This window comes from Streptomyces sp. NBC_01335, from assembly GCF_035953295.1.
GTDB lineage: Bacteria > Actinomycetota > Actinomycetes > Streptomycetales > Streptomycetaceae > Streptomyces.
Map to the genome: position 1 here is coordinate 7764336 of NZ_CP108370.1, position 22515 is coordinate 7786850.

Here is a 22515-nt window from a genome sequence, read left to right on the forward strand (position 1 = left end):
TCCGCCTTCTGTGCGGAGGGCTCGACGGGGCGGTTGCCGTCGAGTCGTGGTACCCGCGGCCGACGGGCCGTGGTCAGCGCGGCGGGACTGCTTCCGGTGCGGACTCCCGGACCGTCAGCCGGGTCGGAAGGATCAGCGGGTTCGGGTCGTGCCCGTCGATCGCGTTGACCAGCATCCGTGCCATCTCGTGTCCCAGCGCCCTGACCGGCTGGCGCACGGTGGTCAACGGCGGGTTGGTGTGCCGAGCTCCGGCCAGGTCGTCGAAACCGATCACCGAGACGTCCTCGGGCACCCGCCGACCCCTTCGGCGCAGCACTTGGAGCGCGCCGATCGCCATTCCGTCCGACGCGGCGAAGACCGCGTCCAACCGCGGATGCGCGTCCAGCAGGCGCTCCATCGCCTCCGCGCCGCCTTCGACCAGGAACGCGCCGGAGGAAACGCCCAGCAACGGAACACCGGCCAGCATCAGCCCTTCGGCGAAGCCCTGTTCACGGGTCACCGAGACCAGGCTGTCCACCTGACCGGTGATCATGACGGGTCTGGTCCGCCCGGTACGCACGAGGTGATCGGCGGCCAGCCGGGCGCCGCCCCTGTTGTCGGCGTCCACGTACCAGCGCGGCTCCCCGGTCAGGGGCAGACCGCCGAAGACGACCGGCATCCCGGCGTCCTCGGCGAGCCGTCCCAGCGGGTCGTCGCCCCGGAGCGCCATCAGCATGATGCCGTCGGCGCGGCGGGAGCGGACCATCTGCTGCAGGCGGCTGCGGCCGCGCGGTGAGTTGGCGAGCACCAGGATGAGTTCCAGGTCGGTCTCGTCCAGGGCCGTGCTCACGCCGACGACGACCTCGGCGAAGAACGGATCCGCGAACAGGCCGGCCTCGTCGCTGGAAGCCGCCAGCACCACGGCCCCGACCCTGTTGCCCGCCAGCGCCCGCGCGGTCGGGTTCGGTACGTATCCCAGCTCACGGACGGCCCGTTCGACGGCCTCCCGTTTGGCCCGGCTCACATGCGGGACGTTGTTGACCGCCCGGGAAGCCACGGTGCGCGACACGCCGGCTCTTGCGGCCACCTCGTCGAGGGTCGGCATGCGCCTGGGCGTCGGCTGCATCGGAAGACGTGCTCCTCGGGGTTCTTCGCCGGGTTGCTACGGAGATGATCCCACGCGCCGAGCACGGGCCTCGGCCGTGTCCAGGCCCCTGCGTGGACGGAAGGCTCCCTCTCAAGCGGGTGTCGAAAGTCCCGCCTGTCCGGCGACGACCGGGTGGACAGCGCCGCTTTCGCAACACGCTTCAGGGCCGGGGCCGTCCTGGAGGCGCTCCTCGGGCATGGCGCCAGAAAAGTGGTAGCGCTTCCAGTTTGTGGGCGAGCTCCCGAGTATCGGGAGAGGAGGGAATCGTGTCCGGTCTCTTGACAGCCCGAATTACAGCCAAGACGATACCGGCCGTACCCCAAGATGCTTCGAACAGAACTGGGAGCGCTTCCAGTGGGAGCGCTCCCAATACACTCCGTGTCCCAGCACGTGGTGGACGGCGTCCCGAGCCGCAGGGTTCCCCGGGACGTCGTCCACCGCCTTCGCTCTCCGCCGCGCGCTCAGGACGAGACCGTGCGGCGTCCTCCCCGTCAGGAACCGAGGTACTCCCATGCGTCACCTCCTCCGCACGATGGTCGCAGCGCTGCTGGCCCTGCCGTTGGCTCTCGTCGTCTCCCCGCCCGCCCAGGCGGCCGACCCGACCACGCTCACCAACGGCTTCTACGTCGACCCGAACTCCAGCCCGGCCCTGTGGGCCGCCGCCAACCCCGGTGACGGGCGGGCGCCCGCCATCCGCGACAGCGTCGCCGCGAAGCCCATGGCCCGCTGGTTCGGCAACTGGAGCGGCACCATAGGAACCGCCACCGGGGCCTATGTCGGCGCGGCCGACGCCGCGGACAAGCTGCCTGTCCTGGTGGCGTACAACATCCCCAACCGTGACATCTGTGGCGGGCAGTCCGGTGGCGGGGCAGGGTCCGTCGCCGCCTACAACGAGTGGATCGCCGCGTTCGCCAGTGGGATCGGCTCCCGGCCCGCCGTCGTCATCCTGGAGCCGGACGCGCTCGGGGACACGAGTTGCATGAACGCCGCCCAGATCAGCGAGCGCAACGCCCTGCTCAACAACGCGATCACCCAGTTCAACCAGAAGGCACCCAACGCCTGGGTCTACCTCGACGCGGGCAACCCGGCCTGGCGCAGCGCCACTTCGATGGCCGCGAGCCTGAACGCGGCGGGTCTCAGCCGCACCCGGGGCTTCTCGCTGAACGTCTCCAACCACTACACCACCGCGGAGAACATCACCTACGCCAACGCGGTCAACGCCGCGCTGAGCTCGTCCAACGGATACACCAAGCCGTTCGTCGTGGACACCAGCCGCAACGGCAACGGCTCCAGCAACGGCGCATGGTGCAACTCCGCGGGCCGCAGGATCGGAACCCCCACCCAGAAGGGCGGCGGCGCGGAGATGCTCCTGTGGATCAAGACCCCCGGCGAGTCCGACGGCAACTGCGGCGTCGGGGCCGGGTCCGCGGCCGGCCAGTTCCTCCCCGAGGTCGCCTACAAGATGATCTACGGCTACTGACCTCCCGGTCTCCGGTGACCCGTTCCTCCCGGTCCCGGTACCAGTCCATGCGCGTCCCCCGCCGCAGGCGGCGGGCGAACGTTCCGCAGCCGTCCGATCCCAAGACCAGGAGTCACCATGCGTTCCCGTACCTTCCGGCGCCGCACAGCCGTCGTCACCGCGGCGCTCACCGCCTGCGCGGCATTCGCCGCCACGGCCGCCCAGGCCGCACCCGCTCCCACGCAGGACACCGTCACCCCGGCCACGAGGTTCTACGTCGACCCGGACAGCAAGGCGGCCCGGCAGGCCATCGACGACCTGAGGGGCGGAAGAATCGAAGACGGCCTGAACATGGCGAAGTTGGCGAGCTACCCGCAGGCCGCGTGGTTCACGGGCGGCACGGCCACCGAGACACGTACCGCAGTACGCACGCTCGTCCGTGCCGCCGCGATCACCCGCCGGGTCCCGGTCCTGGTGGCGTACAACATCCCCGGACGGGACTGCAGCCTCTACTCCAGCGGCGGGGCCGACTCCTCCGCCGCCTACCGCCAGTGGATCGACGCGTTCGCCCGGGGCATCGGCGGCGACAAGGCCGTGGTCATCCTGGAACCCGACGGCCTGGCCTCCCTTCCCAAGGACTGTGCCGGGGACAACGACCCGACCGGAGAACTCAGCACCCGCCGCGTGGCCGACCTCGACTACGCGGTCCGCACCCTGAAGAACGGGGCGAACACCTCGGTCTACCTCGACGCGGGCAACAGCCAGTGGCGGTCCGTCGGCGACATCACGCAACGGCTCCTGGACGCAGGCGTCGAGCGGAGCGACGGCTTCGTCCTGAACATATCCAACTACCAGCCCACCGATCAGACCTCGCACTACGGGACCTGGATATCCAAGTGCATGTGGTTCGCCACCGAGGGGCCCGAGTGGTCCCGTGGCCACGCCGACTGGTGCGCAAGTCAGTTCTACTCCCCGGCCGCTCCCAACGACGGAACTCCGGGCAACGCCGTCTCCTCCACGGATCCCGCCACCTGGCACTGGACCGACGCCTGGTACGACCAGAACGTGGGCAGCCCCGCCGACGAGGACCTGGCGCACTTCATGGTCGACACCAGCCGCAACGGAAAGGGGCCGTGGATCCCGCAGCCGGGTAAGTACAGCGGCGACCCGGAGACCTGGTGCAATCCGCCCGGGCGGGGCATCGGGCCCCGCCCGACCGCAGACACCGGCGTCCCGCTCGTCGACGCCTACCTGTACGTGAAGACCATCGGTGAGTCCGACGGCAGCTGCACCCGCAACACCGGCGGCACGATCGACCCCGAGTACGGCGTCGTCGATCCGGCCGCCGGAGTCTGGTGGCCCGAGCAGGCACACGAACTCGCCCGCAACGCGGAACCCCGCCTGACGCTCAACCACTGGTCCGGGCTCTGACGGGTCCGGCGCGGAGACGGCGTACCCCGCAAGGCCTCGAACGGGTGAGGGCCTTGCGGGGCACGCCGCGGATGCCGGCCGTGGAAGCGGGAAGGCGAGCGCCGCCCCGTGGACGGCGAAGTCCCGCATTCCCGCACGGAGCGATCGGCCTCGGTGTACGGTCCGGCTTCCGGCCGGGCCGGCGGCTCAGAGCCCCAGGTCGAGAGCGAGGCAGGAGTAGGAGTTCCACGCGCCCTCAGCGTTGTACGAGGTGTTCGCCGCGCCGCCCGGCGCCGCCTCCGCTTCTTCGGACATGTCCTCGAAACGGATCCGCCCGGGAAGCCTGCCGTACTTCGCGTGCCGGGCCGCGGCGGCACCATCCGCGATGAGTTCCTCGTTCACGGTTGTTCTCCACTTCGTCGGTCGTGGATCGCGTCCGGCCCGTCCCCGGACTGTCATCAGCCTGCACTCTGTCGCGTCACCAGTCAAGACGGTGACGAAAGGGGGTGTCGGGAGTCTCCTCGGGGAAGCCTCCGGGCGGGAGTGCCGGACGGCCGGCGCGCATGTGCGTGGCCGGAATGGGACTCCTCGCGGTTGGTTGAATGTGCAAGAGTCTGCTGCCGGACACACCGGCCGAACCAGTGGTGGCGACGCCCTCTCCGTTGCCGTCACCCGCAGGAAAGGTGGGCACATGTTCACACCCGGAGCGAAGGTCCGTGGCGCGGCCGTTGCCGTGACCCTGGCCGCGGCGCTTCTCGGTCTCGGTGCAGGCACTGCGGACGCCGCCGGTTGGCCCCCGTTGCAGGAGGGTGGCCACCTCTACGCGGGCGCCAACGGAACAGGGACGGTGACGACGGTCGATCTCGACGACTTCGGCACCTGCCACACGCTGTCGGAGCCGGCCCTCTCCGTCCAGATCGCTTCCGGCTCCGCGTCCCTCGAGCTCTACCCCGGGGCCGACTGCACCGGCGTCACCCCGTGGCGCAGCGGCTCGCTGGCCCGGACCGGGCTTCCCTGGGCGATGCTGAGCTACCGGGTCGTCACTCCCTGACGACTCCCCGGAAGTTGCTCCACCGGTTGTGATGCGTCCGGGGCGGGCCCGCCGTCCCGGACACATCGGTGCGCGTGGCCCCGGAGCGTGTGGCCCGGGGGCCGGCGTCCTTCGACAGCTGGCTCGCCGAGGTCGGTCCGCGGACGCTGCGGCGGGTCGCCGCCAGGAAAGACGCGGGTGATGTCCGCGGTTGTGCCGTCAGAGGGTGATGGTCTTGTATTCGGTGTAGGTGCCGAGGCCGACGGCGCCGTATTCGCGGCCGATGCCGCTGCTCTTGAAGCCGCCGAAGGGGCCGTCGAAGGCGAGGGGAGCGCCGTTGAGGGTGAGGGTGCCGGTGCGGATGCGGCGGGCGACCGCGAGGGCGCGTGCTTCGTCGGCGGACCAGATGCCGCCGGAGAGGCCGTAGGGGGAGTCGTTGGCGATGCGGACGGCATCGTCCTCGTCGTCGTACGCGATGACGACCAGGACCGGGCCGAAGATCTCCTCCTGGGCGATGCGCATGGAGTTGTCGACGTCGGCGAAGACGGTCGGGGTGACGTAGTTGCCCTTTTCCAGCCCTTCCGGGATCTGAGGGCCGCCGGTGACCAGCCGGGCTCCTTCCTCGATGCCGAGCCGGATGTAGTCGCGGACCCGTTCCTGCTGATCCGGACGGATCATCGGACCGATGAACGTGTCCGGATCGCCGGGGTCACCGACCCGGAGCGACTCCACGAGCTTCTTCAGCGCACCGACGACCTCCTCGTACTTCTCGCGCGGAGCCAGGATCCTGGTCTGCGCGATGCACGACTCGCCGTTGTTGAGCAGGGAACCGAACTTCAGGCCCGCGACCGCCGCGGCGATGTCGGCGTCCGGGAGGATGACGGCGGCGGACTTGCCGCCCAGCTCCAGGCTGACCCGCTTGAGCTGCTCACCCGCGATGGACGCGATCCGGCGACCCGCCCGCGTCGAACCGGTGAACGCGATCTTGTCGACCTCCGGGTGCGACACCAGGTACTCACTGGTCTCCCGGCCCGCCGGCAGGACACTGATCACGCCCCCGGGCAGTCCCGACCGCTCCAGCAGCTCCGCCAGGAAGCCCATGCTCAGAGAGTTCTCGGGAGACACCTTGAGAACCACGGAGTTACCGGCGAGAAGAGCTGGAATGATCTTCGAGGTGGCGGAGGAGAAGGGGGAGTTCCACGGAATCACCGCGGCCACGACACCGATCGCCTCACGGCGCACCACGCTGCGCACCGGGGATGCCGGGTCGGACGGCGCGGGCGTCTCCTCCCAGCCGAACTCCTCAGCCGCCTTGAAGTAGGCGTTCGCCTGCCGGGTCAGACCAGGCTGCCCGGCCCGGGTGAACCATCCCGCGGAACCGTTCTCCAGCGAAATGAGGTGTGCGGCCCTCTCCGCGTGCTCCTCGCGCAGGGCGTTGAACCGCCGCAGCACCGCGATCCGTTCCGTCGGCGGGGTCAGCCGCCACACGCCCTCCTCGAACGACTCCCGCGCCGCGGTCACGGCACGGTCCACGTCCGCCGGCTGCGCCTGAGCCACGCGGCCGATCACCGACTGATCGTGCGGTGACGCGATGTCGAGCAGGCGGGGGTCGCTCGGCGCCACCCAAGAGCCGCCGATGAAAAGCCGGTCGTAAGTGATCATGCGCTTTCTCTCTTTCGGGTTCTCGCGTTCTCGGGTTCTGTCCGGCTCTCGGGTTCTGTAAGGCTGTCCGGCTCTCGGGTTCTGTAAGGCTGTCCGGCTCTCGGGTTCTGTCGGGCGGGTTCGGGCTCTCTCGGGCGAACCTCTTAAGTGTCACTCCAATGTAGCAGTTTGGAGTATAAAATGCGCACCGGAGTGGCGGTATGTGATTAATCCTCCATCGGTGCGTCGCCTTTCAGGGGGCGCGCTCTAGCGTCACCTGTTTGACAGGTGATGACTCGTGTGTGAGAGTCATCGCGCCAAGAGCTGCGGCGAGCCTCGTACCGCCCATGCGGGCGGACGGATTTCCCGGGTTCGGGTCGGTCACCGGAAACGCACCTCGGAGGGGTTTCACATGATCAACAGGCGTAGCTTCAGCAAGGCCGCCGGCCTGAGCGCCGGCGCGGCCACGGTCTCGCCGGCCGGCCTGGCCACGGCGAACGCCGCGACCGTGCCGCCAGGGTCGAGCGCCTCGACCCTGCCGCCCGGGCCGACCCCGCCGAGCGGCTCACCCGTGCCCACCCTGCCGCTCGTCACCCCAGGCACGCACACCGGCTTCGGCACGCTCAAGCAGGTCAAGGCGGGTGTCCTGAACGTCGGTTACGCCGAGGCCGGGCCCGCCCGTGGCCCGGTCGTGATCCTCCTGCACGGCTGGCCGTACGACATCCACAGCTTCGTCGACGTCGCACCGCTCCTGGCCGACCAGGGCTACCGCGTCATCGTTCCCTACGTCCGCGGCCACGGCAGCACCACCTTCCTGTCGCGCCGCACCCCCCGCACCGCCGAACAGTCCGCCATCGCGCTCGACACCATCGCTCTGATGGACGCCCTCAAGATCGACAAGGCGGTCCTCGCCGGTTTCGACTGGGGCGCGCGCACCGCCGACATCATCGCCGCGCTGTGGCCCGAGCGCGTCAAGGCGCTGGTCTCCACCACCGGCTACATCATCACCAACCTCAAGGCGCAGCTGGAACCCGCCGCCCCGGCCGTCGAGCGCAACTGGTGGTACCAGTGGTACTTCGCCGGCGACCGCGGCAAGAAGGCCATGGAGAACGAGGAGCAGCGCATCGCGCTGTGCCGCTACGTATGGACCCTCGTCTCTCCCAACTGGAACTTCGACGACGCCACCTTCGCGCGGACCGCCGAGGCCTTCAAGAACCCCGACTACGCCGCCGTCGTCCTCTACAACTACCGCTGGCGCATCGGCCTGATCGAGGGCGACCGACGCTACGAGCGATACGAGAAGCAGCTCGCCGCGCAGCCCCCGATCGCCGTTCCCACCGTCACCCTCGACCCGGCGCTCGACCCCTTCACCCCGCCCGGCGAAGGCGCCTCCTACCGCAGCCACTTCACCGGGCCCTACGACCACCGCACCATCGCGGACGTCGGCCACAACCTGCCGCAGGAGGCGCCCACCGTCTTCGCGCAGGCCGTGGTCGACGCCGACCACCTCTGAGGCCCGGGCCCGTCGAACTCCACGCATCTGACGCTCGACGGCGGGAGAAGAGGCCTGCCAAGGTCATGACGTGCGGTCACGGCACAGGAAAGCACGGTGCGTCGTCACGGCGGAGCGTGCACTACGGCAGTTCGAATCCCAGCTCCCGGGCGGCTTCCTCGGGGGTCGGCCCCGACCAGCGCTCCGCCACGGCCTCGTTGGTCGACAGCGACCGTGACAGGGCCACGTCGAGGTAGAGCCTGCCGTCGAGGTGGTCGGTCTCGTGCTGCACGATGCGCGCCGGCCAGCCGGTGAACACCTCGTCGATCGCCTTGCCGGTCCCGTCCTGCGCGCGCAGCCGCACCCGTGCGTGGCGGGCCACCACGGCCTGCCAGCCGGGCACGCTCAGGCAGCCCTCGAAGAACGCGGCCCGGACATCGCCCTCGGGCTCGTAACGGGGGTTGACCAGCACCCGGAAGGGCAGGGGGGTGCGTCCGCGTGCCTCCAGGACGTCCCGCGCTCCGACCGCCTGGTCCTCCAGCACCGCGACACGGAGGGGGATTCCGACCTGCGGCGCGGCCAGCCCCACGCCCGGGGCGGCGTGCATCGTCCCGCGCAGCGCGGCCAGGAACCGGTGGAACAGAGCGTCGTCGAGCTGCCCGTCGTACGGCTCCGCGACGCCCCGCAGGACGGGATCTCCCGCGGCGACGATGGGCAGCGGGCCACCGGTCGCCAGGAGTTCCTCGACGCGCTCGGCCAGGGACATGCGTGTCTTCGAGTCGGTCATGGGAGCAGCTTGCCAGCCGCCCCGGGATACGTACGAATCGCGCGGACGGGCCGTCGGCCCCTCTCCGTCGGGGCCACCGGGGCACCGGAGGCTTCGTCGCGCCGCTCGGACCGCGGTGACCGCCCGGGCCGCACGGAGCCGGGCCGGGGCGCAACCACTCTTCCTGTCGCACCGGATCTTCGGCGCGCACTTCCGCCACACGGACGGGCGCGCCGAAGACCACGGGATTCACCGACAGAGGCGTATCCGAACCCCTGAACCGCGGCAGCGCTGCGGCATTTACAGGGCATTTCTCCACGCGTGAGAGGTGCTCACCGTCGGAGGTCGCACAATCCGCCGGTCGTACGCGATCTAGGATCGGTGGGGTGAGAGCCGATGCCGCACGCAATCTGGAAGCCGTCCTGACCACCGGGGCGCGGATGCTCGCCGTCGATCCGGGCGCGAGTGTGGCGAGCATCGCCGCCGAGGCGGGAGTGGACCGGCGGACCGTCTACCGGCGCTTCGCCGCACGCGAGGACCTCCTCGCGGCCATCTACGATGCCCGCCTCACCGCCATCGAACGGGCCGTCGAGGACGCCCGGCTGCGCGAAGCGCCCGTCGCCGTCGCCCTGCACCGCTACGTCGAGAACATCATCGCCGTCAACCGCGACTGGCCCGTCGACCTCACCCGCATGCTCACCGACGACACCGTCCACGCCCGCCGTGACGCGTCCATCGCCGAAGTCGACGCCTTCCTCCACCGCGCCACCACCGAGGGCCTCCTCCGCCCCGGCCAACCCGAAGGGTGGGCAGGCGCGCTACTGCCCCAGCTCATGCACCTGGTGTCCCGGACGATGCCCGACCTGAGCCCCGCGCAGGCGGCGGACGTGGTCGTCGACACCCTGCTGCGCGGGCTCGGAACGCACTGACCCGGCGGCGGGCTCCTGGGGTGGGAGGCCGGGGAGCACCCATGAGCCGGTCCTCCCCGGCCTCCCACCCCAGGAGGCGATTTCACGGCATCCGGAGCCGTCAGCCGCGCCGGACTCCTTCGAGGAAGCGCCCGGCCAGATCGGCGCGTTCGTCGAGCGTGGCCGTCGACTGCCCGAAGTCCACGAAGAGTTCGTGCACACCGGCCTCGGCGGCGGCCCGCGCGTAGTCGACGAACTGGCCGAGGGTGCCCGCACGCGGCATCTGCTCGTCATCGGTCCGCACGTCGGTGAGCTGGGGGTTGACGCGCAGCGCCATACGGAGGGCGGACGGGTCCCGACCGGCCTCCACCGCGGCCCCCACGATGACGTCCCACATGCCCATGAGGTGCTGGAGCGGCATCGCCACGGGCAGCCAGCCGCCGAACCTGCGGCCGATCCTCCGCAAGCCGCCGGGGGTGAACGCCGCGAGCAGCACGGGAGGTCCGGGCCGCTGGTGCGCCTTCAGCCCCACGACGGTCTCCGGGATGGTGAACAGCGGTCCCTCGTGCGAGAAGACGTCGTTGGCCCAGTACTTCTCCAGGACGTCCATCGTCTCTTCCAGCCGCGCGCCCCGCCCCTTCCAGGGAACGGAGACCGCGGTGTACTCCTCGGGCATCCAGCCCAGGCCGAGGCCCACGACCAGACGCCCCCCGCTGAGGAGGTCGAGGGTGGTCAACGACCGGGCCAGCATGAGCGGCGGTTGCCACAGACCGTTCAGCGTGCTCGTACCCAGCTCGACGCGGGTCGTGTGGGAGGCGGCGAACGTCAGGGCCACCAAGGGGTCCATGTGGTTCTCGTACTCCCGCGGCATCCTGCCGTCGGTGCTCGGGTAGGGCGCGCTCGGCACCAACGGAGCCAGGACACGGTCGCCCGTCCACAGGGAGTCGTATCCGAGCTCCTCCGCGGTCCGGCAGACGGCGAGCAGGCTTTCCGGCCGGGCGTCGGGACCGAACGTGGGAAGGGCCAGACCTAGTCGCATGTGCTTCTCCTCATGAGTCGTCCGGTCGGAGACCGGGTCAGTCAGGGGAATGCCGGGAATGCCGGGCAGGGTCCCCTTGGGTTCGGGCGGCCGGTCGTGAACCCGCCGGGGCTCAGACCATGGGGCTGACGGGCCGTTCGTCTCCCACCAGAGCCCGCCCGTACATCTCCTTGGCGAGGCCGGGGTTGAGCGTGGGATGCCGGGACCCCGTCTCCAGGTCGCGCCAGTGACGCTGGACGGTCTTCGTGGCCGAGAAGCTGCCCGCTCCGCCGACGGTGAGCAGCAGCTGTACGGCCTGGAGCAGGCAGGTGGAGGCGTGTCCCGCGTCCATGCGGACCCGTGCGCGTTCGATCGGCGACGGTTCGGTCCCCGAGACCGCAGCCGCGCCCGCGAACTCGGCCGAGCGCCTCAGATGCAGGTGGGCCGAGTCGATGAGGGTGGCCGCCTCGGCGATCGCCGCCTGCACGCTCGGCGAGTCGGCGAGGCGGGCGTGCAGGGACATGGCCATCGGTTTCCCGCTCTCGACGGCCTCCAGGGTGAGCCGGAGGACCGCCCGCGCGGTGCCCAGCAGGGGGCCCATCGACACGAGCGTCATGGAACCCGGCGGAATCCGGTACAGAGGCTCCTCGGGAAGCCCGTTTCCCCGGACGACGTCGGCGAACCGCCGGAGGCGGTGGTGCGGGACGAACACCTCGTCGGCGACCAGGGTGTCACTGCCGGTTCCGCGCATCCCCGCCATGTCCCAGGTCCTCTTGACGGCGAGGCCGGAGGCCGGCACCAGGGCCAGCCCACGCCCCGGCGCGTTGCCGGGCTCTTCGGGCAGGGGGACGCCGAGCAGGGCCCAGTCGGCGTGGTGGCAGCCCGAGGCCCAGGACCAGGTGCCGGTGACGAGCACCCCGTCCTCGACCGGCCGGGAGACGGCTCCCGCGTCGCTGAACACCCCGCACAGGGCGACGTCGGGGCCGTCGCCCCACAGGTCGCGGCAGGCCCTCTCCCCGAACGAGGCGGCGATCTGCTGCGCGACGTACGAGACCATCACCACCCAGGCGCTCGACGGGCAGGCGAGCGCGAGTTCGGCGGTCACCTCCAGGCTGTCGGCGGGCATCAGTTCGGGACCGCCGAAGCGCTGCGGCACGCCGAGGGCGAACTGGCCGGCCTCCCGCAGAGCCCGTTCCGCTTCAGGAGTCAGCCGGCTGTCGCGTTCGGCGGCCTCCGCGGCACGGCTCAGCACGGGAGCGATGTCATGGGCCGCCGCCAGGAGCGTGCGCACCGGATCGGCGGGCGTGGCGCGTTCGGCGCCGGTCGATGGGTAGGTCACCACCCCAGGAGATCACCGGGTGGCCCGAAGATCCACTGTTCGGACCAAGTCGGATCCGTGACCGGCCCGATCCCGGTCGTCCGGGCGCCGTGCGGGCGGCCGGGCGGCCGCACGGGATCGCACCGCGCGCCGGAACGTACCGCGCGGCAGGTGTCTCCGCCGAGCCTGCCGCGTGGTCTCCAGCCGTCCTCGGCCCGGGCGACCTCCTCGCCCGTCACCGCGACCACCGCGCTCGCGTACCTGCGGCCGGGGCCGGGTCAGTGAACTGCGGGCGCCGCCTTCTTGCGCGCCCGGTAGGCGGCGGCCTTGATCTTGTTGCCGCAGGACTCCATGCCGCACCACTGGCGGCGCATTCCCCGCGAGCGGTCGATGTAGACCCGGGTGCACTCGGGGTTGCCGCACTCCTTCAGCAGCGGGACCTCGGGGCCGCTGAGCAGTTCGACGGCCTGCCGGGCAACGGTCGCCAAGGCCTGGGGAGCGGTCGCTTCGACCAGCCGCCCGGCCATCGTGAGCTGGGGCGTCACCGGAGTCCTGAGCGCGGCGGCGTTGACCACGTCGAGGGCGTCCCGGTCGAAGTCCTCGCCGAGGCGCCGGTCGGTGACGAGCTGGTAGACGGCCTCGCGCACGGTGATCGCCGCTCGGACGTCGTCCTCCTCGGCGGGCGTGATCGTGTCCACGAGCCCGGACTCCAGATACCAGGCGTCGAGCCGCTCCGGCGTCACGAACATCTCGAACCGGGTCGACCGCCGGGCACGGAGGGTGGCCGCGAAGTCGAGGGCGGGGTGCTCGCATACGAAGACATGGTCAAGATTCACATCACCATTTTGACAGGTGACGGCAAGGGGATGCAAGGGTCGTCACGTTTCGGGGCAGTGAGCTCCGGGTGCCGGGCTCTCGACCCGCGACTCTCGCCGCGGGTCGAGCCGTTCGCCCCGGACCACTGTGGTGGCCGGCCGGCCACCGGTGCCACACGTCTCCGTCGCCGATGCGTGAGCTCGGCCGCAGGTGCGGCCGTCAGCAGGCGCGGCGGCGTACCGGCAGGGAGAGCACACCGCGGATGATGCCCGAGCCGATCCAGTCGAGCGAGTCCACCGGGGCGGCGAGCTCCAGCCCGGGGACGCGGGAGAGCAGGACGCGCAGGGCCACGGTCGTCTCCAGCCGGGCGAGCGGGGCGCCCAGGCAGTAGTGGATGCCGTGGCCGAAGGCCAGATGACGGGCGGCGGGCCGGGTCACGTCGAGGACGGCGGGGTCGTCGGCCCCGGTCCGGGGGAGGTCGTGCCCGGCGGAACCGAGCGCGACGGTGATCATGCCGCCCCGGGGAATGCGTACCCCGCCCAGTTCCAGCTCCTCGCTGGCGTAGCGGCTGGTGGAGCGCTCGACGGAGGTGTCGTACCGCAGGAACTCCTCCACGGCCCCCGCCATGAGTTCGGGCCTCTCGCGCAACAGCCTGAGCTGTTCCGGGTGCCGCAGCAGGGCCAGGACGGCGTTGCCGAGCAGGTTCACGGTGCTTTCGTGGCCCGCGACGACCAGCATCATGGCCGTGCCCACGAGTTCCTCCTCCGACAGCCGGCCGTCCTCCTCGTCGCGGACGGCGACCAAAGCGGACAGCAGGTCGTCCCCGGGTCGGCGCCGCTTCTCCGCGACCAGTTCCGCCAGCAGCCCGTGCAGTCCGGCCAGCGCCGGTCGGTGCCCGGGTGAGGCCACCTGGAGCGCCAGCCCCGACCAGCGGCGGAAATCCGGGTGGTGCTCCGCCGGAATGCCGAGGAGTTCCGCGATGACCGAGGCCGGCAGCGGGTTGTTGAACGCCTCCATGAGGTCGAACTCGCCCGACGGCGGCATCGCGTCGATCAGGTCGTGGGCGATCCGCTCGATACGCGGCGCCAGTTCGGCCGTACGGCGGGGAGTGAACGCGGCCGAGGCCAGCCGGCGCAGCCGGCCGTGCTCGGGCGGGTCGGCCTCCATCATCTGCGCGCCCAGCCCGACCGAGGGCTGATGGAGTACGTAACCGGCGGCGGCCAGGGCGTCGGCGGCGGGCGTGGCGTCCTTCAGCAGGGCGGGGTGGTTGAGCGCCTGCCGGGCCAGGTCGTGTCCGACCACCACCCAGCCCTGGAGACCGCGGTGGAACTCGGCCGGGTGGATGGGGCCGAGCGCCCGCAGCCGGGCGTACCGGGCCGGGGCATCCGCCTTGAACGCGGGGCCGATGACCACCCTGCCTTCGTGGTACGGGCACTTCTCGCTCGAACTCATGGTGTCTCTCTCCTGTTCCGGTGGTCGTGCGGTCGTGCGGAACCCGGAGCGCCTGACCGGTACGGCCCGCCCCTCGGGTCCCTGGACGAGGAGGCCGTACCGCGGTCCGTGACCGGGCCTCAGATCCAGGTGTCGAGCCACATCCTGGCCCGCCAGCCGGCGTACGGGATCGTCTCACCCGTGTAGACCGGGAAGAAGTGGACGAAGTTCCAGACGACGAGCAGGAGCAGCAGACCCGCGGCCGCCGTTCCGCGCAACCGGCGCCCGTCGGCCGCCCCCGGCGGCCCCGCGAGAGCCGCCAGCATCACCGTCACGGCCAGGCACAGGTACGGCACGAAGACGACCGCGTAGAAGGAGAAGACCGTCCGGTCCCGGTACAGGAACCAGGGCAGATACCCGGCAGCCACGGCACACAGCACGGCCCCGCAGCGCCAGTCCCGCCGCAGCACCCACCGGTACAGCACATAGACGAGAGCGCAGCACCCCGACCACCACAGGAGCGGAGTCCCCAGGGCGAGGACCACCTGTGAGCAACTCCCGTACGGGGGACAGCCGTTCGTCCCGGACTGCGGTGACGCGTAGGAGAACAGCACAGGGCGGCCGAGGACCAGCCAGCTCCACGGATCCGACTCGTACGGGTGCGGAGCGTGCAGTCCCACGTTGAACCGGTACACCCCGTACTCGTAGTGCCACAGGCTGCGCAGCGGGGCCGGAATCCACGACCAGGTGCCGCCTCGGCCGTCCGCCCAGTGGCGTCCGTAGCCGTTGTCGGACAGGAACCAGCCCGTCCAGGTCAGCAGATACGTCACGACGGCGACCGGTACGAGCGACAGCACCGACCGGCCGAGGTCCCTGCGGAGCACCGCGCGCCAGGGGCGGTACGCCCCCGCGACGCGGCGGGCGCCGACGTCCCACAGCAGGGTGAGGACCACGAAGAAGGCGAGGAAGTACAGGCCGTTCCACTTGGCCGACGCCGCAAGCCCCAGGAAGAGTCCGGCCGCGATCCGCCAGGGGCGCAGGCCGGTTCCGGCACGGTCGCCGGTGGGACCGTCCGGGCGCGTCCGGCCTTCCTCGTCGACCGGCAGGGCCGCCGCGATCCGGGCCCTCGCACGGTCCCGGTCGACGAGCAGGCACCCGAACGCCGCCTGGACGAAGAACATGACGACGAGGTCCAGCAGGGCGGTGCGGCTCATCACGAAGTGCAGCCCGTCCACGGCCATCAGCGCTCCGGCCAGGCAGCCCAGCCACGTCGAACGGAACAGACGACGCCCGATCCGGCACAGCATCAGTACCGAAAGCGTGCCGAGGGCCGCCATCATGAAGCGCCAGCCGAACGGGTTCAGCCCGAACATCCACTCGCCGAGGGCGATCACCCACTTCCCCGTCGGCGGATGCGCGACGAAGGCCCCGGTGTCGGAGAGCGGGATCACCTGGGGTCGGCCCAGGATCTGCGGGTCCGAGACCGTACGGTCCGGCCAGCCGCTCTCGTAGCCGAGTTGCAGCAGGGACCAGGCGTCCTTGGCGTAGTACGTCTCGTCGAACACGACCGCGCGCGGGCTGCCCAGATGCCAGAACCGCGGCAGCCCGGCGAGGAGCGTCACCAGCAGCGGCCCGCTCCAACCGGGACGGCGCGCCGCCGCCCGCGACAGCCCCAGCGCCCGCCACGGCCACGACGCGGGCTCGGGAAACGGTACGACCAGGCGGTCGCGCACGGACGGCGTCGGGCGCGCGCCGTACCCGAATCGCCGCAGCCGCTGCTCCCAGGAGACGGAGTCCGCCGCACGCACCCGGGCGGGGCGCAGGCCCGCGGGGTCGGCGCTCACTGAACGCGGCCGCCTCTCGGAGCGCGCAGGGAGGCCGCCCCGGCGGTCGAGGTCTCCGCGGGCGCCGTGGGGGCGAGGCGGGCCGTCGACGGCGCCGGGACCGACTCGGCGGAAGTGACGGGACGGGGCGAAGGGCCGGCCGGCCCGCCGTCCGCGAGGGAGCCCGACAGGACCGTCAGCACGATCCCGAGCCCGGCGACGGTCAGCACGGACCCGGTGGCCATCCAGGCCGTCCGGGTCCGCTGCCGGGCGCGCACGGCGGCCCGGAGCCGGTACCGGCGACGGTCGTCGAAGGGCGCGTCCTCCCGGCCGTCGCGCATCATCCGCGTCAGTTCCTGCTCGAAGTGGTCCATGGTTCCTCCTCCTTCACTCGACCGATCCGGCTGATCCGACCGATCCGGCTGATCCGACTGGCCCTGGCCCGACTGGTTCAGCTGTCCCGGTCGTCGTGGCCGTCTCTGCCAGAAGCCTCCGCAGCCGTGCGACGCCGCGTGCCGTCAGCGAACGGGCCGTACCCACCGGGCATCCCAGGGCTTCGGCGACGGAGCCTTCGGGCAGGTCCTGGTAGTAGCGCAGCACCACCGCGGCCCGCTGCCGCGCGGGGAGCAACGCCAACGCGGCCTCCAGCCGGGTCCGTTCGTCCACCGCGGCCGTCTCGTCCGCCGCCCCGGGCGGATCGGGCAGCGTGTCCACGGGCTGCTCGCCCCACCAGCGCCGCCGCGCCGAGCGGGCCGCGGTACGGACGAGGATCCTGCGCACGTACGCCTCGGGCGCCTGATCGGCCACCCTCGGCCAGGCGAACCAGAGCTTGACCAGCGCCTCCTGGAGCAGGTCCTCCGCCCGGTGCCGGTCCCCGCCGGTGAGCAGCCGCGCCAGATGGAGCAGGGCGGGCCACCGGACCGTGACGAACCGGTCGAACTCCTCGGCCCACGATCGCCCCATCACTCTCGCCCCCTCACCTCACCGCCGGCCCGACAGCGCACCGGCACCGCCGCGACTCCCGTCGACAGCGGAGCGGCGCACACGCCGACACCCCGTACGCCGCCGCACGACCGCGGAAACGTCCTCCACCACTGACAAAGACACTGGCGCCCGCCCTGCTATGCACTTCCGCCATGTGGTCCGCATCACATGGGGGTTGAGGGTTCGACGACGAGGTGCTCCTCGCGCTGCGCCGGGCATGGCCGGGCGCGCTCATCGTCGATCCCGTACTGCCCGCTCCCCGGCAGGTTCTGCCGACGGCGCACGTGCGGACTCCCGCCCGGGACTACCCGGGGCCGCGCCGTCGGCGCGCCCGCTCGAACTCGGCGACGTCCGACATCCAAGGACCGTACTGACCGAGCGCGGCGCAGCCGCCGCGGACGAAGGCGCTCACCAGCTCCCGGTAGCCGGCGATCCCGTCGACCAGGCTGTACTCGACCCGGTACTCCGGATCCGACCCCGCTTCACCCTCGCGCACCGTCGTGACCCGGGCGACGGAGTCCGCGTAGAAGTGGAGCTGGATCCCTTCGCCCATTTCCTCGTCCTCGATGGTGAACACCTCGTTGTCCGAGGCGGACCGATCAGCGACGAACTCCCAGAACTCCGCCGAGGCGGAGCGGGAATCGGCCGAGTGCCACTTCTTCTCGGTTCCCTTGTCGTCGGTGAACGACAGAGTCGTCTTCCTCGCACCCCCGCCGAAGCCGGCGCGGTCGCCGGCGGTCTCCTCGTCGTCCGCCATGGGCGTGTTCCTGGAGCGGTCCGCGGCCTCCGAACACATCAGGAAGCTCACGGTACGCACCGCGTCGTCGACGAGTTCAGGGTGCGCACGGCGCACGGCCGCGTCGACCGCCGTCGCCATCCGGTCCCAGTCGCGCTTGTCCGTGGCGCGCTTTCCCCGTCGCGGATCGCGGCCGATCCGCATCCCGGCGCACGCCTGCTCCGCGGTCGCGATCACACGCAGGACCTCGGGCCGCAACGCGGGCTCGACGGCATGAAGCATCCGCTTCGGAACCGTCGCGCGGTGCAGGTACTGGCCCGTGTACTTCAGAATCGCGGTGTCGAGTGGACCGAGTACTGTTCCGCGCTGGGCGCGACGGCGGGCCGCGTGGTGTTCCTGAGCCCGTTTCCCGTTGGACGTCTCCGTCGCCGCGCGCATCGCCGCGCAGACCTGACCGCGGTCGAGCAGAGGGATGTCGGCCCCGTGGGCGACGAGCCGGCCCTCGTCCCACCGGATGCGCCGGAAGAGCGCGTCGACGTCGGCGGGCGGGGAGAGAAGGATCGGGTCCAGGAGCGCGACGGCGGCGTTCTCGTCGAGCCGCCCCCGGGTTCCGGCGGCGTCACACAGCGGGAGAACCGCACTCCACAGCAGCAGGTGCCTGGACAAGTCCGCCCGGATCACGGCGAGATGGGCTTCCCCGATCGGGAACGTGAACGTGCGAGGCTCATGGTTGGCATCGGCCCCGGCACCGAGCGTCAGCTTCAGTTCGCCGTCCTCGCGGATCACGTTCGGGATCCAGCCACTCCCGCGCGTAAAGATGACGTCTCTCGTGGACTCGGTCTTCCCCATGAGGAGAGACTAGGCCGCGTTGCCTGCACCGGTCTGACCGGCCGGCCTCGTGGACGGGGCCCGCCGTCGCGACGTCGGCTTCCGGCCATCGACGCCGTCGATACGCGCGTGTGGGCCAGACTGGGCCGGTGACGCCTTCCTTATCGCCCTCTTCCTTGTCGCCCTCGTCGAAACCGCCCTCTTCGGACCTTCGAGCGGTTCTGTTCGACTCGGGCGGAGTGCTCATGCGGCCCATCGGGGGCCGGTGGAATCCGCGCGCCGATTTCGAGGAGAACGTCCTGGCGCACGATCCCTCGATCGCCCCCCACCGCTTCGCCGACGCCATCGCCGCCGGCGATCGGTTCATGGACGACTTCCCCGGCACACCCGACTACGACGACTATCACCGCGTGCTGCTCGGCCGTCTCGGGCTTCGGCCGACGCCCGAACTCCTCGCTCGGCTACGCCGTGACGTGCATCCCTCGGTGGTGCTCGAACTGTTCCCGGACGTACTCGACACGCTCGCCGAGCTGAAGCGGCGCGGCGTCCGGATGGCCGTGGTGTCGGACGCCTGGCCGGACCTGCCCGATCTGCACGACGGGCTGGGCATCCACGACTACTTCGAGACGTACGCGATCTCCGCGGTGCTCGGCTGCGAGAAGCCCGACCCGCGCATGTACCACCACGCCAGCACCGGGCTCGGTCTCAAGCCGTCCGAGTGCCTGTTCGTCGACGACCTCCCGGAACTCGTCTCCGCGGCGATGGCGCTGGGATACGAGGGCCGGGCGCTGTCCCGGAAGGCGCCGACGGAGCAGGCCCCCACGGGGCAGGTCCCCACGGAGCAGGCCCCCAGGGGGCAGGTCGCCTCCATCACGTCGTTGACCGAACTCCTGGAACTCTTCTGACCGTGCCGCGTACGGGGAGCGGTGTGCCGGGTGCTCGCCGGGCTACGCCGCACTCCGCAGTCCGGTGCTCGCCGGGTCCACCGCTCACCCACCCCACCGCTCACCAGACCCCGTCGCGTACCGCCGCTCCCTCGGTGCTCTCGCGCAGGACGAGGCGGTGCGCCACGACGCGGTCCTGCGGGTGTGCCGATCCGGGGCGGCCCTCGTCGTCCGGCCCGGAACCCGGACGCGTCGCCTCGTCGATACGGCGCAGCAGCAGGTCCACCGCGACCCGGGCCACCGCCTCCTTGTCCGGGGAGACCGTGCTCAGTGACGGCACGCTGTACCGGCCGCCCTCCACGTCGTCGAAGCCGATGACGGCCACGTCCTCGGGCACCCGGGCCCCGAAGGAGTGCAGTGCCCGCAACGCGCCCAGCGCCAGCTGGTCGTTGAGGCACAGGAGCGCGTCCGGGCGGCCGCCTTCGGCCAGCACCCGGTGGACCGCGGCGGCCCCGTCGCTCATGTGGAACGCGTCCACCGGCAGCAGCGAGGCGGGATCGTGCGCGATGCCCGCCCCGGCGAGCGCGGCGAGGAAGCCCCGGGTACGCGCCTGCGCGGTGCCGACCGCCCCGTCGTCCAGGCCGCCGACCGTGAGGATGTGACGACGCCCCTGCGCGAGCAGGTGAGCGGTGGCCTCGTGGGCCGCGCGTTCGTTGTCGATCGCCACGTGGTCGGCGCCGTCGGTCAGCAACTCGCCCAGCAGGACGGTCGGCGGCGGTCCGGCGTGGGCGGTCAGGTCCTCCGGAGCCAGGGCCAGCGGGCTGAGGATGACACCGTCCACGAAGGTGGAGCCGAAGCCGGCCAGCGCCGCCCGTTCCCGCTCCCGGTCCCCGCCCGACTGGTGGATCAGCACGGTCAGGGAGCGTGCCTCGGCCTCCCGGACCACGTGCCGGGCCAGCTCGGCGAAGTACGGGACGTCGAGCTCCGGCACCACCAGGGCGATGATGCCCGTCCGGCCGCTGCGCAGATGCCGCCCGGCGAGGTTGATGCGGTAGCCGAGGTGGTCGATCGCCTCCTGCACCACCCGCCGGGTCCGCTCGGAGACGTGGACGTAGTCGTTGAGCACGTTGGACACCGTCTTCTCCGACACCCCCGCGTGCCGTGCGACGTCCTTGATCCTCGGCCGTGCCACCAGCCACCTCCCTGCCCTTGGTACGTCCCGAGTCTATGGCTGCCTCCCGGGCGGTCCGGGGCGGGCTCCTGGGCGCCGGGTGAGGGGCGGCTCCGGAACACAGGCGACGACGCAACTCTTTACAGCCAATGTACATCGATGTAAAAACAGGGCACCGCACTGGTGGACCCGGTGCGGATCACCCCGATGTGCGCGGGCGGCCGACGGCTGCCGTGCCGATGGCGCCTGCCCTCGGCCGGGCACGTCGTCCGGCCGTCGAAAGGTCAGTGATGAGCTCTGCACCCCTTGCCCGCAGGCCACTTGGCGCCTGGGGCCCGAGTCCCGACGCGTCGCCCGGCGTCGGCCGCCGTCGGCTGTTCCGGTACGGGGCGGCCGGGGCGACGGCGCTCCTGACCGCGGGCCCGCTGGCCGGCTGCGCGTCCCCGGCCGGCTCCTCAGGGCCCTCCTCGCTGAAGGTGTGGGACCTGTTCCAGGGCGGCGACGGCATGCTGATGGACGAGATGATCGCGGCGGTCTCCCGGGGCGCCGACGGGTTCCACGTGGACCGCACCATCCTGGACTGGGGCCCGTCGTACTACACGAAACTCGCCATGTCGGCGGCCGGCGGCCGGGCTTCGGACGTCGCGGTCATGCACTTGTCGCGCCTGGCCGGATACGCACCCGGTGGCCTGCTCGACCCCTTCGACCTGGACCTGCTGGCCGAGTACGGCGTGACGGAGAAGGACTTCGCACCCGCCGTGTGGAAGCGCGCCCAGCACGCCGGCACGGTCTACGCGATCCCGCTGGACGTCCACCCGTTCATCGTCTTCTACGACAAGGACGTGGCCCACAAAGCCGGTCTGCTCGACCCGTCCGGCCGACTGGCGCCGATGGGCTCGCCCGAAGCGCTGCTGGACGCCGGAAAGCAGCTGGCCAAGGCCACGGGGCACTCCGGCATCCTCTTCGGCCACGTCACCGACACCGCCCAGAGCTGGCGGCAGTTCCTGGCGCTGTACGCCCAGACCGGCGCCTCCTTCACGCTGCCCGACGGCGGGCCGCCGAAGATCGACGTCGAGGCGGCAGTGAAGGTCGTGACCTTCATGAAGCAGCTCTTCGACGGCCGGACGAACCCCAACAACCTCGACTACAACGGCGCGATGGCCGCCTTCATGGACGGCCGCGGCGGCATGATCATGGCCGGCGAGTGGGAGCTGCCCACCTTCCGGAAGTCCGGCATCAAGAACCTCGGGGCCGCCCCCTTCCCGAAGATCTTCGACCGGCCGGCCGTCTACGCCGACTCGCACAGCTTCGTCCTGCCGCACCAGGACGACCCCGACCCCGCCCGGCGCCGCGAGGCCCACCGGTACGTCGCCGAGATCATCAAGCAGAGCCTGACCTGGGCGAGCGCCGGACACATCCCCGCCTACCTGCCGGTCCAGGCCCGCCCCGAGTACGCGGAGCTCGACCCCCAGTCCTCCTACGCGGCCGCGGCCGAGATCGCCGTACTCGACCCGCCGAACTGGTTCGCCGGAGCGGGCGGCAACTTCCAGAACCGCATGTGCCAGCCGCTCCAGTCGGCGCTGCTGGGCAACACCTCCGCCGAGAAGGCGGTACGGCAGATGGTCCGGGAAGCGGACACCCTGCTGCGCCAGCCCAACCCGGTCGCCTGACGAC

At 71.4% G+C, this 22515-nt stretch carries 20 protein-coding genes; 7 read left to right on the plus strand and 13 right to left on the minus strand.

Annotated features, from left to right (window positions below):
- Nucleotides 1-73: 73 nt before the first annotated feature.
- The gene (locus OG599_RS32765; protein ID WP_327179592.1) at nt 74-1105 is read right to left on the minus strand and encodes a LacI family DNA-binding transcriptional regulator; all 1032 of its coding nucleotides are present in this window, start codon (nt 1103-1105) and stop codon (nt 74-76) included.
- A gap of 532 nt (nt 1106-1637) precedes the next feature.
- On the opposite strand from OG599_RS32765, the gene OG599_RS32770 reads away from it, so the two are divergent.
- Nucleotides 1638-2606, plus strand: a complete 969-nt coding sequence (locus OG599_RS32770; RefSeq protein WP_327179593.1) for a glycoside hydrolase family 6 protein — start codon at nt 1638-1640, stop codon at nt 2604-2606.
- A gap of 117 nt (nt 2607-2723) precedes the next feature.
- Entirely contained in the window at nt 2724-4016 is a 1293-nt protein-coding gene (locus tag OG599_RS32775) for a glycoside hydrolase family 6 protein (RefSeq protein WP_327179594.1), read from the plus strand.
- Between the two features lie 186 nt (nt 4017-4202).
- On the opposite strand, the gene OG599_RS32780 is transcribed toward OG599_RS32775, so the two are convergent.
- The gene (locus OG599_RS32780; protein WP_327179595.1) at nt 4203-4397 is read right to left on the minus strand and encodes a hypothetical protein; all 195 of its coding nucleotides are present in this window, start codon (nt 4395-4397) and stop codon (nt 4203-4205) included.
- 289 nt (nt 4398-4686) lie between these two features.
- Here OG599_RS32780 and OG599_RS32785 point away from each other — a divergent pair, with 289 nt between their 5' ends.
- Entirely contained in the window at nt 4687-5046 is a 360-nt protein-coding gene (locus OG599_RS32785; protein ID WP_327179596.1) for a hypothetical protein, read from the plus strand.
- 198 nt (nt 5047-5244) lie between these two features.
- On the opposite strand, the gene OG599_RS32790 is transcribed toward OG599_RS32785, so the two are convergent.
- On the minus strand, nt 5245-6687 hold the full coding sequence (locus OG599_RS32790) for an aldehyde dehydrogenase (RefSeq protein ID WP_327179597.1): 1443 nt from the start codon (nt 6685-6687) through the stop codon (nt 5245-5247).
- A gap of 391 nt (nt 6688-7078) precedes the next feature.
- Here OG599_RS32790 and OG599_RS32795 point away from each other — a divergent pair, with 391 nt between their 5' ends.
- Complete coding sequence (locus OG599_RS32795) at nt 7079-8179, plus strand: alpha/beta fold hydrolase (protein ID WP_327179598.1); 1101 nt, start codon at nt 7079-7081, stop codon at nt 8177-8179.
- A 121-nt stretch (nt 8180-8300) separates the two neighbouring features.
- On the opposite strand, the gene OG599_RS32800 is transcribed toward OG599_RS32795, so the two are convergent.
- Nucleotides 8301-8945, minus strand: coding sequence for a peptide deformylase (locus OG599_RS32800; protein ID WP_327179599.1), 645 nt, complete (start codon nt 8943-8945; stop codon nt 8301-8303).
- A 419-nt stretch (nt 8946-9364) separates the two neighbouring features.
- On the opposite strand from OG599_RS32800, the gene OG599_RS32805 reads away from it, so the two are divergent.
- Nucleotides 9365-9853 (plus strand): TetR/AcrR family transcriptional regulator, encoded by a 489-nt coding sequence (locus tag OG599_RS32805; protein WP_327180272.1) that lies wholly within the window; start codon nt 9365-9367, stop codon nt 9851-9853.
- A 100-nt stretch (nt 9854-9953) separates the two neighbouring features.
- On the opposite strand, the gene OG599_RS32810 is transcribed toward OG599_RS32805, so the two are convergent.
- The 8 genes from OG599_RS32810 to OG599_RS32845 all read right to left on the minus strand — a co-directional run bounded on the left by OG599_RS32810 (nt 9954) and on the right by OG599_RS32845 (nt 18807).
- Entirely contained in the window at nt 9954-10871 is a 918-nt protein-coding gene (locus tag OG599_RS32810; protein WP_327179600.1) for a TIGR03619 family F420-dependent LLM class oxidoreductase, read from the minus strand.
- 112 nt (nt 10872-10983) lie between these two features.
- On the minus strand, nt 10984-12189 hold the full coding sequence (locus OG599_RS32815; RefSeq protein ID WP_327179601.1) for an acyl-CoA dehydrogenase family protein: 1206 nt from the start codon (nt 12187-12189) through the stop codon (nt 10984-10986).
- Between the two features lie 257 nt (nt 12190-12446).
- Nucleotides 12447-13004: a CGNR zinc finger domain-containing protein gene (locus OG599_RS32820; protein WP_327179602.1), complete on the minus strand. Its 558-nt coding sequence runs from the start codon at nt 13002-13004 to the stop codon at nt 12447-12449.
- 199 nt (nt 13005-13203) lie between these two features.
- Entirely contained in the window at nt 13204-14436 is a 1233-nt protein-coding gene (locus OG599_RS32825) for a cytochrome P450 family protein (protein WP_327179603.1), read from the minus strand.
- Nucleotides 14437-14555: 119 nt separating this feature from the next.
- Complete coding sequence (locus OG599_RS32830; protein ID WP_327179604.1) at nt 14556-16259, minus strand: dolichyl-phosphate-mannose--protein mannosyltransferase; 1704 nt, start codon at nt 16257-16259, stop codon at nt 14556-14558.
- Complete coding sequence (locus tag OG599_RS32835; RefSeq protein WP_327179605.1) at nt 16256-16612, minus strand: hypothetical protein; 357 nt, start codon at nt 16610-16612, stop codon at nt 16256-16258. The genes OG599_RS32830 and OG599_RS32835 overlap by 4 nt, the downstream gene beginning before the upstream one ends.
- Nucleotides 16613-16625: 13 nt before the next feature.
- Nucleotides 16626-17201, minus strand: a complete 576-nt coding sequence (locus OG599_RS32840; protein ID WP_327179606.1) for a SigE family RNA polymerase sigma factor — start codon at nt 17199-17201, stop codon at nt 16626-16628.
- Nucleotides 17202-17526: 325 nt separating this feature from the next.
- Complete coding sequence (locus tag OG599_RS32845) at nt 17527-18807, minus strand: DUF6357 family protein (protein ID WP_327179607.1); 1281 nt, start codon at nt 18805-18807, stop codon at nt 17527-17529.
- Nucleotides 18808-19031: 224 nt separating this feature from the next.
- On the opposite strand from OG599_RS32845, the gene OG599_RS32850 reads away from it, so the two are divergent.
- Nucleotides 19032-19691 (plus strand): HAD family hydrolase, encoded by a 660-nt coding sequence (locus OG599_RS32850; RefSeq protein ID WP_442809627.1) that lies wholly within the window; start codon nt 19032-19034, stop codon nt 19689-19691.
- Nucleotides 19692-19791: 100 nt separating this feature from the next.
- On the opposite strand, the gene OG599_RS32855 is transcribed toward OG599_RS32850, so the two are convergent.
- Complete coding sequence (locus OG599_RS32855; RefSeq protein WP_327179609.1) at nt 19792-20862, minus strand: LacI family DNA-binding transcriptional regulator; 1071 nt, start codon at nt 20860-20862, stop codon at nt 19792-19794.
- A gap of 269 nt (nt 20863-21131) precedes the next feature.
- On the opposite strand from OG599_RS32855, the gene OG599_RS32860 reads away from it, so the two are divergent.
- On the plus strand, nt 21132-22511 hold the full coding sequence (locus OG599_RS32860) for an extracellular solute-binding protein (RefSeq protein WP_327179610.1): 1380 nt from the start codon (nt 21132-21134) through the stop codon (nt 22509-22511).
- The last annotated feature ends 4 nt before the right edge of the window (nt 22512-22515 follow it).